14 protein-coding genes are annotated in these 14,344 nt (G+C 68.0%); 9 read left to right on the top strand and 5 right to left on the bottom strand.

All coding sequences use genetic code 11. From position 1 onward, the window contains the following. The first annotated feature begins 31 nt into the window (after nt 1–31). A complete protein-coding gene (gene cimA, locus DQG15_RS07960) occupies nt 32–1,675 on the top strand; it encodes a citramalate synthase (RefSeq protein ID WP_116084246.1) in 1,644 nt (547 codons plus the stop codon). Further along, nucleotides 1,672–2,469 carry a squalene/phytoene synthase family protein gene (locus DQG15_RS07955; protein ID WP_116084245.1) on the top strand — a complete coding sequence of 266 codons (798 nt, stop codon included), beginning with the start codon at nt 1,672–1,674 and terminating at the stop codon, nt 2,467–2,469. The genes cimA and DQG15_RS07955 overlap by 4 nt, the downstream gene beginning before the upstream one ends. Here DQG15_RS07955 and DQG15_RS07950 read toward each other — a convergent pair. Genes DQG15_RS07950 through modA form a run of 4 tightly spaced genes read right to left on the bottom strand, consistent with a single transcriptional unit; the run spans nt 2,462 to nt 6,261 of the window. After that, entirely contained in the window at nt 2,462–3,685 is a 1,224-nt protein-coding gene (locus DQG15_RS07950) for an MFS transporter (protein ID WP_116084243.1), read from the bottom strand. The genes DQG15_RS07955 and DQG15_RS07950 overlap by 8 nt on opposite strands. A 10-nt stretch (nt 3,686–3,695) precedes the next feature. Then, nucleotides 3,696–4,805: a molybdenum ABC transporter ATP-binding protein gene (gene modC / locus DQG15_RS07945; protein WP_116084241.1), complete on the bottom strand. Its 1,110-nt coding sequence runs from the start codon at nt 4,803–4,805 to the stop codon at nt 3,696–3,698. Beyond that, on the bottom strand, nt 4,802–5,500 hold the full coding sequence (modB, locus tag DQG15_RS07940) for a molybdate ABC transporter permease subunit (protein ID WP_116084239.1): 699 nt from the start codon (nt 5,498–5,500) through the stop codon (nt 4,802–4,804). The genes modC and modB overlap by 4 nt, the downstream gene beginning before the upstream one ends. Next, entirely contained in the window at nt 5,497–6,261 is a 765-nt protein-coding gene (modA, locus tag DQG15_RS07935; protein WP_116084717.1) for a molybdate ABC transporter substrate-binding protein, read from the bottom strand. The genes modB and modA overlap by 4 nt, the downstream gene beginning before the upstream one ends. A gap of 231 nt (nt 6,262–6,492) precedes the next feature. Here modA and DQG15_RS07930 point away from each other — a divergent pair, with 231 nt between their 5' ends. Next, complete coding sequence (locus DQG15_RS07930) at nt 6,493–6,972, top strand: lytic transglycosylase domain-containing protein (RefSeq protein WP_116084238.1); 480 nt, start codon at nt 6,493–6,495, stop codon at nt 6,970–6,972. On the opposite strand, the gene DQG15_RS07925 is transcribed toward DQG15_RS07930, so the two are convergent. Continuing rightward, entirely contained in the window at nt 6,969–7,472 is a 504-nt protein-coding gene (locus DQG15_RS07925; RefSeq protein ID WP_232830761.1) for a 2'-5' RNA ligase family protein, read from the bottom strand. The two genes, DQG15_RS07930 and DQG15_RS07925, sit on opposite strands and share 4 nt — an antisense overlap. Before the next feature lie 187 nt (nt 7,473–7,659). Here DQG15_RS07925 and rplM point away from each other — a divergent pair, with 187 nt between their 5' ends. The 6 genes from rplM to urtD all read left to right on the top strand — a co-directional run bounded on the left by rplM (nt 7,660) and on the right by urtD (nt 14,341). Continuing rightward, nucleotides 7,660–8,124 (top strand): 50S ribosomal protein L13, encoded by a 465-nt coding sequence (rplM, locus tag DQG15_RS07920; RefSeq protein WP_116084234.1) that lies wholly within the window; start codon nt 7,660–7,662, stop codon nt 8,122–8,124. A gap of 5 nt (nt 8,125–8,129) precedes the next feature. Beyond that, entirely contained in the window at nt 8,130–8,633 is a 504-nt protein-coding gene (gene rpsI, locus DQG15_RS07915) for a 30S ribosomal protein S9 (protein ID WP_116084233.1), read from the top strand. Between the two features lie 360 nt (nt 8,634–8,993). Then, a complete protein-coding gene (urtA, locus tag DQG15_RS07910) occupies nt 8,994–10,283 on the top strand; it encodes an urea ABC transporter substrate-binding protein (RefSeq protein WP_116084231.1) in 1,290 nt (429 codons plus the stop codon). Nucleotides 10,284–10,415: 132 nt separating this feature from the next. After that, a complete protein-coding gene (gene urtB / locus DQG15_RS07905; RefSeq protein ID WP_370454175.1) occupies nt 10,416–12,380 on the top strand; it encodes an urea ABC transporter permease subunit UrtB in 1,965 nt (654 codons plus the stop codon). 3 nt (nt 12,381–12,383) lie between these two features. Beyond that, nucleotides 12,384–13,604 (top strand): urea ABC transporter permease subunit UrtC, encoded by a 1,221-nt coding sequence (gene urtC / locus DQG15_RS07900; RefSeq protein WP_116084228.1) that lies wholly within the window; start codon nt 12,384–12,386, stop codon nt 13,602–13,604. Next, nucleotides 13,601–14,341 carry an urea ABC transporter ATP-binding protein UrtD gene (urtD, locus tag DQG15_RS07895; protein ID WP_116084226.1) on the top strand — a complete coding sequence of 247 codons (741 nt, stop codon included), beginning with the start codon at nt 13,601–13,603 and terminating at the stop codon, nt 14,339–14,341. The genes urtC and urtD overlap by 4 nt, the downstream gene beginning before the upstream one ends. The last annotated feature ends 3 nt before the right edge of the window (nt 14,342–14,344 follow it).

Here is a 14,344-nt window from a genome sequence, read left to right as displayed (position 1 = left end):
GGGCTTTGAGGAAAGAGGAAGGGGACGCGGCATGACGCGGGAGCGGCTTTGGCTTTACGACACCACCCTGCGCGACGGGCAGCAGACCCAGGGCGTGCAGTTCTCCCTCAAGGAAAAGCGGCAAATCGCCGAGATGCTGGACGGGCTCGGGCTCGACTATGTCGAGGGCGGCTGGCCGGGGGCGAACCCCACCGACAGCGCCTTCTTCGACGAGGCACCGGCCCTGTCCCACGCCACCTTCGCCGCTTTCGGAATGACCAAGCGGGCCGGGCGTTCCGCGGCGAATGACGATGTCCTGGCCGCGGTCCTGAACGCGGGGACGCGCGCAATCTGCCTCGTCGGCAAGACGCATGATTTCCACGTGACGGCGGCGCTCGGCGTGACGCTGGAGGAAAACCGGGAGAACATTCGCGAGAGCGTCCGCCACCTCGTCGCCGAGGGGCGGGAGACGCTGTTCGACGCGGAGCATTTCTTCGACGGGTTCGCCGCCAATCGCGACTATGCGCTGGCCTGTCTGCACGAGGCCTACGACGCCGGCGCGCGCTGGATCGTCCTGTGCGACACGAATGGCGGGACGCTGCCGCAGGATATCGCCAGCGCCGTCCGCGCCGTGATCGAGAGCGGCATTCCGGGCGAGCGGCTGGGGATCCACACCCATGACGATACCGGTATGGCGGTCGCCGGAACGCTGGCGGCCGTCGAGGCGGGCGTGCGCCAGATCCAGGGGACGCTCAACGGCCTCGGCGAGCGGTGCGGCAACGCCAACCTCACCAGCCTGATTCCGACGCTTCTTCTGAAGCCGTCCTATGCCGAGCGCTTCGAGACCGGCGTTCCGCCGGAGGCCCTCCCCGGAATCACGCGGATCTCCCGCAAGCTCGACGACATCCTCAACCGGGTTCCGGCAAAGACGGCGCCCTATGTCGGCGGCTCGGCCTTCGCCCACAAGGCGGGACTACATGCCAGCGCGATCCTGAAGGACCCCTCGACCTACGAGCACGTGGAGCCGGAACTCGTCGGCAATGAGCGGATCGTCCCGATGTCCAACCAGGCAGGGCAGTCGAATCTTCGCCGGCGCCTGCTCGAGGCGGGGATCGAGGTCGAGAAGGGGGATTCGCGCCTCGCCGAGATCCTCGACGAGGTGAAGCGGCGGGAAGATGTCGGCTACGCCTTCGATACCGCACAGGCGAGCTTCGAGCTTCTCGCGCGGCGGACGCTCGGCGGGATGCCGGACTTCTTCGAGATCGAGCGCTACCGGGTGATCGTCGAGCGAAGGCGCGGAGCGGGCGGGCGGATGGAATGCCATTCCGAGGCGGTCGTCGTGCTCTCCATCGGCGGCGAGACGACCCTTTCGGTCAGCGAGAGCATGGGGCCCGAGGGCAGCGACCAGGGCCCGGTGAATGCCCTCTCGAAGGCTCTGGCAAAGGACCTGGGGCCCTACCAGCCGCTGATCGAGGACATGCGGCTGGTGGACTTCAAGGTGCGGATCACCGGCGGCGGCGTCGAGGCGGTCACGCGGGTCATCATCGACAGCGCCGACGACCAGGGCCGGCGCTGGTCCACGGTCGGCGTCTCTCCCAACATAGTCGACGCGTCCTTCGAGGCGCTCTGCGATGCGGTGCGCTGGAAACTGGCGCAGGAGGGCGCGACGACCATGGCCGGGCTCGCCGCGGAGTGAGCGCCGCGCCGGACGCCATCGCCGCCTGCGCCGGGATCGTGGAGCGGGGGGATCCTGCGCGGTTCCGCGCCGTGATGGCCGCACCGGTCGCGGCGCGGGCCGTGCTCTTTCCGGTCCATGCCTTCACGCTCGAAGTGGCGCGCGCGCCCCATGTCACCAAGGAGCCGATGATCGCCGAGATGCGCCTTCAGTGGTGGCGCGATGCTCTCGAGGAAATCGCGGACGGGCAGGGGCCGCGACGACACGAGGTGGTGGAGCCTCTTGCGGCGGCGGTCGGCGCCGAAGGGGCGAGAACGCTGGACGCAGCGGTGGTCGCACGGCGCGGAGACATCGTGGGCGGCGAGGTGGTCGCAGCGGACGATCTGGAAGGGTTCCTGCGCGGCACGGCCGGCGTTCCGCTCTGGGTCGCGGCGCGGGCCCTTGGCGCTCCGGCCGAGGCGGAGGACGCGCTCATCGGCTTCGGCATGGCGGGCGGTCTTGCGCGCTACTTCGCGGCGGTGCCCGAGCTTGCGTCAAGCGGACGCGCAGCGCTTCCCGCCGGTGTGGATATCCCGGCCCTGGCGCGACAGGCGCGGGCGCGGCTCGCGGCCGGCGCCCCGTGGCGCGCGCGGCTCGGGCGCACCGCCTCTGCGCCGATGCTGGAGGCGTGGACGGCCGGACCGATCCTGCGCATGGCCGAGCGCGATCCGGACCTCGTGGACCGGGGCGGGCTTGCCCTCTCCCCCCACCGCGAAAGCTGGCGGCTCCTGCGCCTTGCGGCCCGCTCCCGCTGGAGCGCGCAGGCGATCAGCTGAAGCGCGAGCCGTTCGGGCGCATGACGGCCAGCCAGATCAGCGCCCCGCCGGCCAATGCCAGGAAGGGCAGCATCGCGAGGTTCACCGCCGTCCAGCCCTGGATCACGTCGCCGCCGGAGCAGTTCATCAGCCCGCCCGAGGCGAGGGACGCGACGGTGACGCAGCCGAAGACGATCGAATCGTTCATGCCCTGCACGCGGCCCCGCTCGGCTGCGGTATGCGCCTTCGACAGAAGCGACGTCGCGCCGATGAAGCCGAAGTTCCAGCCAAGGCCGAGCAGCATCAGCGCACCAAAGAAGTTCGCCAGTTCCACCCCCATGAGCGCCACGCCTCCCGCCGCCGCGAGGCAGGCAAGGCCGACCGCCACGATGGTGCGCGCGCCGAAGCGGGCGATCAGGTGGCCGGTGAAGAAAGACGGGGCGTACATTGCGATGACATGCGCCGAGACGACGAGACCGGCCGAGCTCGTCGCGAAGCCGCAGCCGACGACGGCGAGCGGCGTCGACGTCATCACAAGGTTCATCAACGCATAGGAGACCATGGCGCAGATGATGGCGACGAGGATGGTGGGGGAGGAGAGAAGCTGCATCCGCGTCCGCCCGCCATCGGCGCCGGGCTCGGGTTTCGGCGGGCGCGGGATGTCCAGCCCGAGAAAGAGGAACGCCCCGACGACGTTGATCGCCGCGGCCGCGAGATAGGTGCCGACGAAGGGCACGGCGTAACTCTCCGCCACGGCCGTTCCGAGCGGCGGGCCGATGAGGGCGGAGACGAGGCCGCCGGCCATGACGTAGCTGATCGCCTTGGGCTGGAAGTCCCCCTCGACTGTGTCCGCCGCGGCAAAGCGCAGGAAGCCGTTGGCGGACATGTAGATGCCGGAGAGGTAGGAGCCGAGGAGCAGCAGCGGAAAGCTTCCGACCCAGAGTGCCAGCGCCGCCGTCAGGGCGCCGAGCGTGCCTCCGAGCGTGCCGACGAGGAAGCCCGTGCGCCGTCCCGCAACCTGCATCAGCGAGGAAAGCCACGGCGCCGTGGTCATCGAGCCGAAGACCAGCATCGTGATCGGCAGCGTGACGAAACAGGGATTGCTCGACAGGATCCCGCCCGCCAACGCCCCCACCGTGAAGATCATCGGCATCTGTGCCCCGAGGATGGCCTGGGCTGCGACGAGGACGGTGACGTTGCGTTTTGTCTTGGCGGGGATGGGCGCGGGATTGGTCATGCGACTGCCTTTACGCCTGGTGCCCCGGGCTGTCGATCACGGAAGATGTGACCGTGCCGACGTCGCCCTGGGCCACCGAGACGGATTTGACGACGGCGTGGCAGGTCTCGCCGGGGGCGAGGTTCAGCGCGTTGGCCGAACGCCGGGTGATGCGGGCGAGGATCGGGGCGCCGCCGGTCTCCAGCGCCACCATGACGCCGGGGCCGTCTCCCTCGTGGATCTCCGAGACCCTCGCGGGGAGGATGTTGAGCGCGGAAAGGCCTTCGGGCCGCGCGCGCGACAGGATCACGTCGGACGCCGCGATCCGGATTCGGACGCGCATCCCGATTGCCCCGGCAATGCGCGGCAGCACGAGGCGGCCTCCGGGCACGTCGATCTCCGTCAGACCATCCTCGGCCTGCGCCGCGATGATCCCGGTCAGCACGGCGCCCGCCTCTCTCAGGCCCAGGGCCGGGGCAAGGCGCGGATCGGCGAGGATGCGCTCCGCCGGACCTGCGGCGATCACCTGTCCGCCGCCGAGCGCGACCACCGTCGTCGCCAGCCGCGCGACCTCCGGGACGGAGTGGCTGACATAGAGGATCGGCACGCCGCCTTCGCCCTTCAGCCGTTCGAGCCAGGGCAGGATCTCCGCCTTCCGCGCCTCGTCGAGCGCCGCGAGCGGCTCGTCCATGACCAGAAGATCCGGGCGGGAGAGGAGCGCCCGTCCGATGGCGACGCGCTGCTTCTCTCCGCCGGAGAGGCCGCCCGGCCGGCGGGGCAGAAGGTGCCCGATCCCCAGCATCTCCACCACGCGCGCACGCTCGGCGGGATCGGCGCGGCGCGCGTAGTCGAGGTTCCGCGCCACACTCATGTGCGGGAAGAGACGCCCGTCCTGGAAGACATAGCCGATCCGTCGCCGGTGGGGCGGGACGTGCAGACGCAGGCTGGTGTCCGTCAGCACTCGTCCCGCCACCTCGATCCGCGCGTCCTCGGGCCGGATCAGCCCGGCCACGGCATGTGCGATGGTTGTCTTTCCCGCGCCCGACCTGCCGAAGAGCGCCGTGACGCCCTCGGGGGCCTCGAATGCCGCGCCGAGGGTAAAGGCCCCCAGGGCATGCCGGATACGCACCTTCAGCGTCATCGTCCCGCCACCCGCCGCGCGAGCCGGACCGAGATTGCCTCCGAGAGCAGGACCGCGCCCACCGAGATCGCGACGGAGACCGCCACCAGCCGCAGCGCCGATCCCTCGCCCCCCGGCACCTGGAGGAAGGCGTAGATCGCCGTCGGCAGGGTCTGCGTTTCGCCGGGAATGTTGGACACGAAGGTGATCGTCGCGCCGAACTCGCCCATCGCCTTGGCGAAGGCCAGAACGCAGCCCGCAAGGATGCCGGGGGCGATCAGCGGCAGCGTCACGGTCGTGAACACCCGCAGGCGGTTTGCGCCGAGCGTGCCCGCGGCGGCCTCAAGACCCGGATCGACAGCCTCCACCGACAGACGGATCGACCGGACCATCAGGGGAAAGGCCATCACCGCCGCCGCGAGCGCCGCGCCGGTCCAGCGAAACGCGAAGACGAGTCCGAACCAGTCCTCGAGCGCGCGCCCGAGAGGCGCCGTGCGCCCGAGTGTCACCAGAAGGAGGTATCCGGTCACGACGGGCGGCAGGACGAGCGGCAGATGCACCAGCCCGTTCAGAAGACCGCGCCCCCAGAACCGCCCCCGCGCCAGCAGGATCGCCATGGCGACGCCGAAGGGCAGCGACACCAGCGTCGCCACGGCTGCCACCCGCAGGGACAGCGCGACCGCCTGCCATTCCTCTGAGCCGAGCCATGCCGTCACTGCGGCCGCCCGAAGCCGAGCCGGCCAAACACGTCCCCGGCGGCCTCGCCCTGAAAAAACCGCAGCAGATCCGCCGCTGCCTCCGGCGCCCCGGCGGTCAGCGCCGCGGGATAGACGACATCAGGATGGCTGCCACCGGGAAACCGCGCGACGACCTCCACGCGCGGCTCGGCCGCGGCATCGGTGGCGTAGACGATGCCGAGCGGGGCTTCACCGGCCGCGACCAGCGCCAGCGCGGCGCGCACGTTGTCAGCCTGTGCGACACGGCCGGAGAGCGCGCCCCAGAGGCCAAGGGTCTCGAGCGCGGCCTTGCCGTAGATCCCAGCCGGCACCGCCTCGACCAGCGCCATCGCAAGCCGCCCGTCGTCCCCGAGCCGGGTCTCGAGCGCCCCCGCCTCCAGCGACACCGCGCCAGATCCGGCCGGTGCGATGAGAACGAGCTCGCCCGTCAGAAGATCGACCCGCGATCCCTCCGCCATCGCCCCGCGCGCTTCGAGATCGTCCATCCAGGCGGCATTGGCGGAGATGAACAGATCCGCCGGCGCGCCCGCCGTGATCTGTCGCGCCAGGAGCGAGGAGCCGGCCAGCGAAACGGCCGCCTCGTGGCCGGACGCCGCCTCCCAGAGCGGCACGATCTCGTCCATCGCCGTCTTCAGCGATGCCGCCGCGAAGACCGTCACGTGATCGGCCGCGGCCGGCGACGCCAGCAGGACGAGGGTGGCCACGCAGGTGACGAGACGGGAAAAGCCCAAGATCCACATCGCTTTCGGCAGGAAGATCGGAAGCTGCAATGTCGCAAGCCCTTGCCTCCGTCCGCAAGGCCCTGTCCTCATTTTACAGGGCGCGAATTGGTTCCGCCGCCGCAGCCGGGCCGAGCACCCAAACTGGCCCCATCGGCAGGCTCCTGCCGACGCCTCACCGAGAGGCTTTGCCCGCGCGGCAGACCGGGGCAGTCTCCCCGTCAATAGGGACAGCTGAAAGCGACTCACACGATGAGGACCACCTCGCGCGCCGCAATTGCCGGCGTTCTGGCGATTGCCGCGCTCGTATCTGGATGCTCGACCCCGGAGCGTGTGACACGGGGCCAGAGCGCGGACATCCATACCCTCCACCCCAACGAGACGCCCGAGCTGCGCTCGCTGATCTCGAAATATTCCAAGGTCTATGGTGTGCCGGAGCCGCTCATCCACCGGGTGGTGAAGCGGGAGAGCACCTACAATCCCGGCGCCCGCAACGGACCTTACTACGGCCTGATGCAGATCCTGCCGCAGACCGCCCGGACCATGGGCTATCGCGGCGAGCCGTCCGGCCTTCTCGATGCGGACACGAACCTTCGCTATGCGGTGAAGTACCTGCGCGGCGCGTGGATGGTGTCCGGCGGCGACCAGGATGAGGCGGTGGGCTGGTATTCCCGCGGCTATTACTACGAAGCCAAGCGCATGGGACTTCTCGAGGCGACCGGCCTGCGCTAGGGCGCCCCGAACGGCCATTCCCCGGCCCGTTCCCACGGACCGCCGCGATAGTGGCAGAGGATGAGCGCCGTTCCCGTGCCCCGAAACGGCACGAAGCGGGACAGGAGCGCCTCCCGCGCGGCGCGTCCCTCCTCGTGCGGCACCTTGTTCTGAACGGTGATGTGGGGCCGGAAGGCCCGCCTGTCCTGCCGGGTCAGCCACGGCGCCCAGAGCCGCGCCAGGTCTGCGCGCAGGCGCAGGAGGGCAGGGGAGCGAACGGCGTAAGCCGAGCCCTGTCCGCCGCCGATCTCCCGGATGCCGCTGAAGGCGAGACGCGGCGGTCTCGTCCGCGCGGCAAGGACCGCCAGGCGGGATTGCACGAGATCCTGCCGCGCGCCCGGCAGGTGGTGAAACAGCGTCAGGTGCGCCGGCAGGCGGTAGCCCCGGTCTGGGAAGAGGGCCTGCCGCTCGGCATCGAGCCGGGCGAAACTGCGCGCATCAAAGCCCAGCGTGACGATCAACGGAGCCGGTTTGGCGAGCGAAAATCGGGGTCTAGGCTGGGGTATTATAACACCTATATTGCAAGGCATTGATTTCACTCACCTTAATTCCACTGACGCGCCTTGACCGTACCGCGCCATCGGATAGAAGACACGCTCAAACACGACGGCGGGTCCGCCCGTCCATTTCTTTCGGGAAAGAGCGAACATGAAAACCTTCACGATCACCCCGGCGGAGATCGACAAGAAGTGGATCCTCATCGATGCCGAGGGCGTCGTGCTGGGCCGCCTCGCCTCGATCGTCGCCATGCGCCTGCGCGGCAAGCACAAGGCCACGTTCACCCCGTCCATGGACATGGGTGACAACGTCATCATCATCAATGCCGACAAGGTTCAGCTGACCGGCCGCAAGCGCGACAAGCCGAACTACTGGCACACCGGCTATCCGGGCGGGATCAAGAGCCGCACCACCGGCCAGATCCTCGAGGGCGCACATCCCGAGCGCGTCGTCATGCAGGCGGTCAAGCGGATGCTTCCGGGCAACCGTCTGTCGGCCACGCTGATGACCAACCTGCGCGTCTATGCCGGCGCCGAGCATCCGCACGAGGCCCAGCAGCCCGAAGTGCTCGACGTGAAGGCACTGAATTCCAAGAACACCCGCACCCGGAGCTGATCCAGATGGCCGACCAGATCAATTCTCTCGAAGACCTGAAGGACGCTGTCGGCTCCGACATCGGCGGCGTTCAGGGCACTTCCGCCGAAGAGGCGACCCCGCGCGAGCCCGTTCGCGACAGCCTCGGCCGCTCCTACGCGACCGGCCGGCGCAAGGACGCCACCGCGCGCGTCTGGATCAAGCCGGGCTCCGGCAAGGTCACCGTGAACGGCAAGCCGATTGGCGAGTACTTCGCCCGTCCGGTGCTGCAGATGATCCTGCGCCAGCCCTTCACGGTTGCCGGCGTCGAGGACCAGTTCGACGTCATGGCCACCGTTTCGGGTGGCGGCCTCTCCGGCCAGGCCGGCGCGGTCAAGCACGGCATCTCCCGTGCGTTGCAGACCTACGAGCCGTCGCTGCGCGGCGCGCTGAAGGCCGCGGGCTTCCTTACCCGCGACAGCCGCGTCGTCGAGCGCAAGAAGTTCGGCCGCCGCAAGGCCCGCCGCTCCTTCCAGTTCTCCAAGCGCTGATCGCGAAGAGACGACTACGATTTCCGAAAGGCCCGCAGGAAACTGCGGGCCTTTTGCGTATGTGGGGCCAACCCGCTCCCCTCTGTTGCACGGCTGCGCAAACGTCGGGCAGGAAAAGGGCAAACTGCCTCCTCTTTGGACAATGGCGCCGAATGAGGCAGATGAACACGATGTCAGCGGCGCCAATCCGATCACGGCTTTCTAGCATCGTCGTGCCCCGCCCCTGAACGATGCAGGTCGGGGCGCGGCGGACAGGGCCCGTGGGGGATACGGCCGGCGCATCATAAAAACCGGCAAGCTTCGATTGTCCCCCGCCCCGGCGGGGTCTCGAGGCCTGCCCGGAGAACAGGGTTGGTAAGAATGACACGTTTGACTTCGAAGGCGTCCGTACTCGCGATCGCCTCACTGCTCTCTGCCGGAGGTGCATCCGCGCAGGACGCCGATTGCCCGATCAAGGTCGGCGTCCTTCATTCGCTCTCGGGGACCATGGCGATCTCGGAAACGACGCTGAAGGACACCATGGAGATGCTGGTCGAACAGCAGAACGAGGCGGGCGGGCTTCTGGGCTGCGATCTCGAGGCAGTGGTGGTCGATCCCGCTTCCGACTGGCCGCTGTTCGCCGAGAAGGCGCGGGAGCTTCTGACGGTACAGGACGTCGACGTGATCTTCGGATCCTGGACGTCGGTCTCCCGCAAGTCGGTTCTCCCGGTGCTCGAGGAGCTGAACGGCCTGATGTTCTATCCCGTCCAGTACGAGGGCGAGGAAAGCTCCAAGAACGTGTTCTACACCGGCGCCGCGCCGAACCAGCAGGCCATTCCGGCGGTGGATTACTTCCTGGAGGAACTCGGCGTCGAGAAATTCGCGCTTCTGGGCACCGATTACGTCTACCCGCGCACGACGAACAACATCCTCGAAGCCTATCTCGCAGACCAGGGCATCGCGGAGGAGGACATCTTCGTCAACTACACGCCCTTCGGCCATTCCGACTGGTCCAAGATCGTCTCGGACGTCGTCGCGCTCGGCGCGGACGGCAAGAAGGTCGGCGTGATCTCCACCATCAACGGCGATGCGAACGTGGGCTTCTACAAGGAGCTCGCAGCGGCTGGCGTCTCCGCCGATGACATCCCCGTCGTCGCCTTCTCGGTGGGCGAGGAGGAGCTTTCGGGTCTCGACACCTCCAACCTCGTCGGTCACCTCGCGGCGTGGAACTACTTCCAGTCCGCCGAGACCGATGCGAACGAGGAGTGGGTTGCCGCGTGGAAGGAGCGCATGGGCGACGACCGCGTGACCAACGATCCGATGGAAGCCCATTACATCGGCTTCAACATGTGGGTGCAGGCCGTCGAGGAGGCGGGCACGACGGATGTGGACGCCGTCGCAGAGGCGATGATCGGCCAAACCTTCCCGAACCTCACCGGCTCAACCGCCGAGATGCTGCCGAACCACCACCTGACGAAGCCGGTGCTGATCGGCGAGATCCAGGCTGACGGCCAGTTCGACATCGTGTCCGAGACGGACCCGGTGCCGGGCGATGCATGGACGGACTTCCTGCCCGAATCCGCGGTTCTGACCTCCGATTGGGCCGAGCTCGGGTGCGGCATGTACAATACCGAGACCGAGACCTGCGTGCAGATCAAGTCCAACTACTGATCGCCCGAGACGGGATCCGTGCCGGGCGGGGCAGATGTGCCTCGCCCGGCCGCCCCTCAAGCGAATTTTCCCCCCGGAGACTGCCATTCCATGCGTTGGGTCCAGATCCTTGCCGTCCTCGTCGTGGCACTCATGCCGCCGGCCCTCACCGCGCAGGAAGGTGCGTCGCTCGCTCCCGCGGAGGCTTCAGCGGATCTCGACGAGATCCAGGCGCTGCTCCAGGAGCATCGCGAGCTGATCGAGGAAAGCTCCCGGAGGACCATCGCGCCCGCCATCGACGCGCTCGCCTCTTCCGGGCTGCCGGCCGCGCGGGAGGTGCTGCGGAACTGGCAGGAGAAGGAGCTCTGGCAACGACAGAGCGACGGTCTGTTCTTCTTCGTCCGCGAGGCGGAGGGGGACGACATGGTGCACCTGATCGACATCGCCACAGGCGAGGTCGTCGGGACCGTGGACGATGGCGACCTCGACCAGCTCAAGCCGAACAGCGGCATCCGCGGATTGATCGGCGGCGCTCTGGTGCAGTTCCAGCTCCGGGACGACGATCCGGCGATGCGCGCCGAGGGCCTGCAGGCCATCGAGCGGGGCCCCGAAGAGGGGCATCTGGGGATCCTGCGCACGATGATCCAGGAGGAGAGCGACGCCACGCTCGCCGCCCGCGCGGAGCGGCTCGAGCGTCTTATGACGATCTCCTTCGGGGAGAGCGAGGATGCGCGGATCGAGGCCATCGCGTCCTTCCGCGGCGATACCGGGGTGGATGTGCGCGCGGCCCTCAACCCGCTCCTCGCAACGCGCCGGGAGGTGATCGCGGGCGAAGCGCCCGAGCAGCCGGAGGGCAATCTGGCGCGGGAGCTTCGGCCCGGATCGGAAGCGCTGTCCCGGATGGACGCCTATGCCATGCTCGTCTCGGCAGATCTCGCGCCGGCGCCGATGGACGCATCCGCCCAGAAATCGGCGCTCGCCGCGAATATCGTGGACGGGCGGGTCGGCGGCATCCCGGTGGCGGAGCTGAATACGGTGAAGGCGCGGGATCGGGCGTATATCGCGCTTGCCTCGGCCGGAACGGTGGCACCGGCGGCGACCGAGGCCGAGATCGACGCCGCGCTAGAGAGCCATTCCTTCCTCGAATGGTACCGTACCCCGTCGGCCGACATCACCCGGGCGGCCGAAACGACGCTCGGGTCCATCGAGCTTGCGCTCGCCTCCAGCCAAGGAGCGGACCTGCTGCTCGACGCGCTCTCACTCGCGTCGATCTACTTCCTCGCCGCCATCGGTCTTGCCATCACCTTCGGCGTCATGGGGGTCATTAACATGGCGCATGGCGAGTTCATCATGATGGGCGCCTATACAGGGTATGTCGTGCAGCAATTCGTGCCGAATTATACGATCTCCCTCGTCGTCGCGCTGCCGCTTGCCTTCGCAGTGACCTTTGCCGCCGGCGTCGCTCTGGAGCGGCTCGTGATCCGGTGGCTCTACCATCGCCCCCTCGAGACGCTGCTGGCGACGTTCGGGATCTCGATCGCCCTTCAGCAACTGGCGAAGAACATCTTCGGCACACAGGCCCGGCCGCTCACCGCGCCGTCATGGCTGGACGGGGCGCTGTCGTTCAACGACATCATCTCGATCAGCTACATCCGCGTGGCGATCTTCGTGCTCGCGCTGGTGTTCCTCGCCTTCATCCTCCTCGTGCTGAACCGGACCCGCCTCGGCCTAGAGGTGCGGGCGGTGACGCAGAACCCGCGCATGGCAGCGGCGATGGGGATCAACACGTCCCGCATCAACATGCTGACCTTCGGCCTCGGCTCCGGGATCGCCGGGATCGCCGGCGTCGCCATCGGGCTCTTCGCGCAGGTCACGAGCGAGTTGGGGCAGGGCTACATCGTGCAAAGTTTCATGACGGTCGTCGTCGGCGGCGTCGGCAACATCTGGGGGACGCTCGCCGGGGCTGTACTGATCGGCTTCTTCCAGAAGGGAATCGAGTGGCTCAACCCGTCGAACACGCTCGCCGCACAGACCTACATGATCCTCTTCATCATCCTGTTCATCCAGGTCCGGCCGAGGGGCATCGTCGCCCTCAAGGGCCGGGCGGCGGAGGCCTGAGACATGGGCGATACCTTCCTTACCCGCCGCCGCTCGACGCCGATATTCCTGATCTGTCTCGCCGTTCTCGTTCTCGTCGTCACGTTGATGAGCGAACCCGCGGGCACCGGCGCGATCTCCACCTCGTTTCTCAAGACGCTGGGCAAGACGCTCTGTCTCTGCCTCGTGGCCGTGGCGATGGATCTCGTCTGGGGCTATACGGGCATTCTCTCCCTCGGGCACATGGCGTTCTTCGGGCTTGGCGGCTACATGATCGGGATGTGGCTCATGTACGAGCGCACGCGGCTGATCGTGGCCGAGAGCCTCGCCGGCGCACCGATCCCGCCCACCGACGGGGAAATCGTCTCCGCGATCGCCAGCCAGATCTTCGGCGTCGTCGGATCGTCCGACTTCCCTCTTGTCTGGATGTTCGCGCACAGCCTTCCGCTGCAGCTCGCGCTGGTGGTGGCGGTGCCGGGCCTCCTCGCGCTCGTCTTCGGCTGGCTTGCCTTCCGCAGCCGGGTGACGGGGGTGTACCTGTCGATCCTGACGCAGGCGATGACGCTGGCCCTTTCGCTCTACCTCTTTCAGAACGACAGCGGCCTGCGCGGCAATAACGGCCTCTCGGGCCTGCAGAACATCCCCGGCCTCTCCGGCCTGCCGCAATCGGTGATCTCGCTGTGGTTCTTCTGGGGCTCGGCGCTGGCACTGGCCTTGGGCTACATCTTCGCGGCGTGGATCGTGTCGGGCAAGTTCGGCTCGGTGATCCGCGGGATACGCGACGATGAGGCGCGGGTGCGGTTCCTCGGCTACCCGGTGGAGGGCTTCAAGCTCTTCGTCTTCACCGTGACCGGCATCATCGCCGGCATCGCGGGCGCCCTCTATTATCCGCAGGCCGGCATCATCAACCCCGCGGAACTGGCTCCCATCGCCTCCATCTACCTTGCCGTATGGGTCGCCATCGGTGGGCGGGGGAGGCTCTACGGAGCGGTGATCGGGGCGGCGTTCGTCTCCCTCGTCTCGACATGGTTCACCGGGGGGCAGGCGCCCGATATCGACCTCGGCGTCTATACGATCCAGTGGGTCGACTGGTGGCTGATCCTCCTCGGCGTTTCCTTCGTCCTCGTCACCATCCTCGCACCGCAGGGCATCGGCGGGCTCTTCGACCTCGCGACGCGTCGGCGCCGCAAGACGAGCACCGGGCCTGACGCCGGATCGCTGCGCGCGCCGGAGGCGGCCGAATGACACAGCTTCTCGAGGTCGACGGCGTCTCCGTCTCATTCGACGGGTTCAAGGCGATCAACAACCTGTCCTTCTCCATCGGTCCGGCTGAGCTGCGGGCAGTCATCGGGCCGAACGGTGCCGGCAAGACCACCTTCATGGACATCGTGACCGGCAAGACGAAGCCCGATTCGGGGTCCGTCCTCTGGGGCGCGCGCAACCGCTCCCTCCTGAAGATGAGCGAATCGCAGATCGCGCGGGCGGGTGTCGGGCGGAAGTTCCAGCGCCCCACCGTGTTCGAGGACCAGAGTGTCTTCGCAAACCTCCTGATGGCACTGAAGAAGACCCGTGGTCCCTTCAGCGTGCTGTTCTACCGCCCGTCATCCGAGGATGCGGACAAGGTCCGGGAGCTCGCCGGCCAGATCGGCCTCGCGGCCCAGATCGACAGGCTTTCAGGCGAGCTCTCCCACGGCCAGAAGCAGTGGCTGGAGATCGGGATGCTGCTCGCGCAGGAGCCGCGCCTGATGCTGGTGGACGAACCTGCCGCCGGCATGACCCCCGCCGAGCGGGAGCACACCACGGACCTTCTGAAGCGCGCCGCCAGCTCCTGCGCCGTGGTCGTCGTCGAGCATGACATGGACTTCGTGCGCCGTCTGGGCTGCCGCGTCACCGTTCTCCACGAGGGCTCCGTCCTCGCCGAGGGCTCCATCGACCACGTCACGTCCGATCCGCAGGTGATCGACGTCTATCTGGGGCGCTGAACC

It is taken from the genome of Tropicimonas sp. IMCC34011 (assembly GCF_003390865.1).
GTDB lineage: Bacteria > Pseudomonadota > Alphaproteobacteria > Rhodobacterales > Rhodobacteraceae > Tropicimonas_B.
The sequence above is the reverse complement of the archived record's forward strand: the minus strand, read 5'-3'. Positions and strand labels throughout refer to the sequence as shown.

Excerpts from the sequence above, each read along its gene's own strand:
- rpsI (WP_116084233.1), top strand. The coding sequence starts at position 8,130 with ATGGCCGACCAGATCAATTCTCTCGAAGACCTGAAGGACGCTGTCGGC.
- urtC (WP_116084228.1), top strand. The coding sequence starts at position 12,384 with ATGGGCGATACCTTCCTTACCCGCCGCCGCTCGACGCCGATATTCCTG.
- urtA (WP_116084231.1), top strand. The coding sequence starts at position 8,994 with ATGACACGTTTGACTTCGAAGGCGTCCGTACTCGCGATCGCCTCACTG.
- modC (WP_116084241.1), bottom strand. The coding sequence starts at position 4,805 with ATGACGCTGAAGGTGCGTATCCGGCATGCCCTGGGGGCCTTTACCCTC.
- DQG15_RS07930 (WP_116084238.1), top strand. The coding sequence starts at position 6,493 with ATGAGGACCACCTCGCGCGCCGCAATTGCCGGCGTTCTGGCGATTGCC.
- modA (WP_116084717.1), bottom strand. The coding sequence starts at position 6,261 with ATGTGGATCTTGGGCTTTTCCCGTCTCGTCACCTGCGTGGCCACCCTC.
- rplM (WP_116084234.1), top strand. The coding sequence starts at position 7,660 with ATGAAAACCTTCACGATCACCCCGGCGGAGATCGACAAGAAGTGGATC.
- urtB (WP_370454175.1), top strand. The coding sequence starts at position 10,416 with ATGCCGCCGGCCCTCACCGCGCAGGAAGGTGCGTCGCTCGCTCCCGCG.
- urtD (WP_116084226.1), top strand. The coding sequence starts at position 13,601 with ATGACACAGCTTCTCGAGGTCGACGGCGTCTCCGTCTCATTCGACGGG.
- cimA (WP_116084246.1), top strand. The coding sequence starts at position 32 with ATGACGCGGGAGCGGCTTTGGCTTTACGACACCACCCTGCGCGACGGG.
- DQG15_RS07950 (WP_116084243.1), bottom strand. The coding sequence starts at position 3,685 with ATGACCAATCCCGCGCCCATCCCCGCCAAGACAAAACGCAACGTCACC.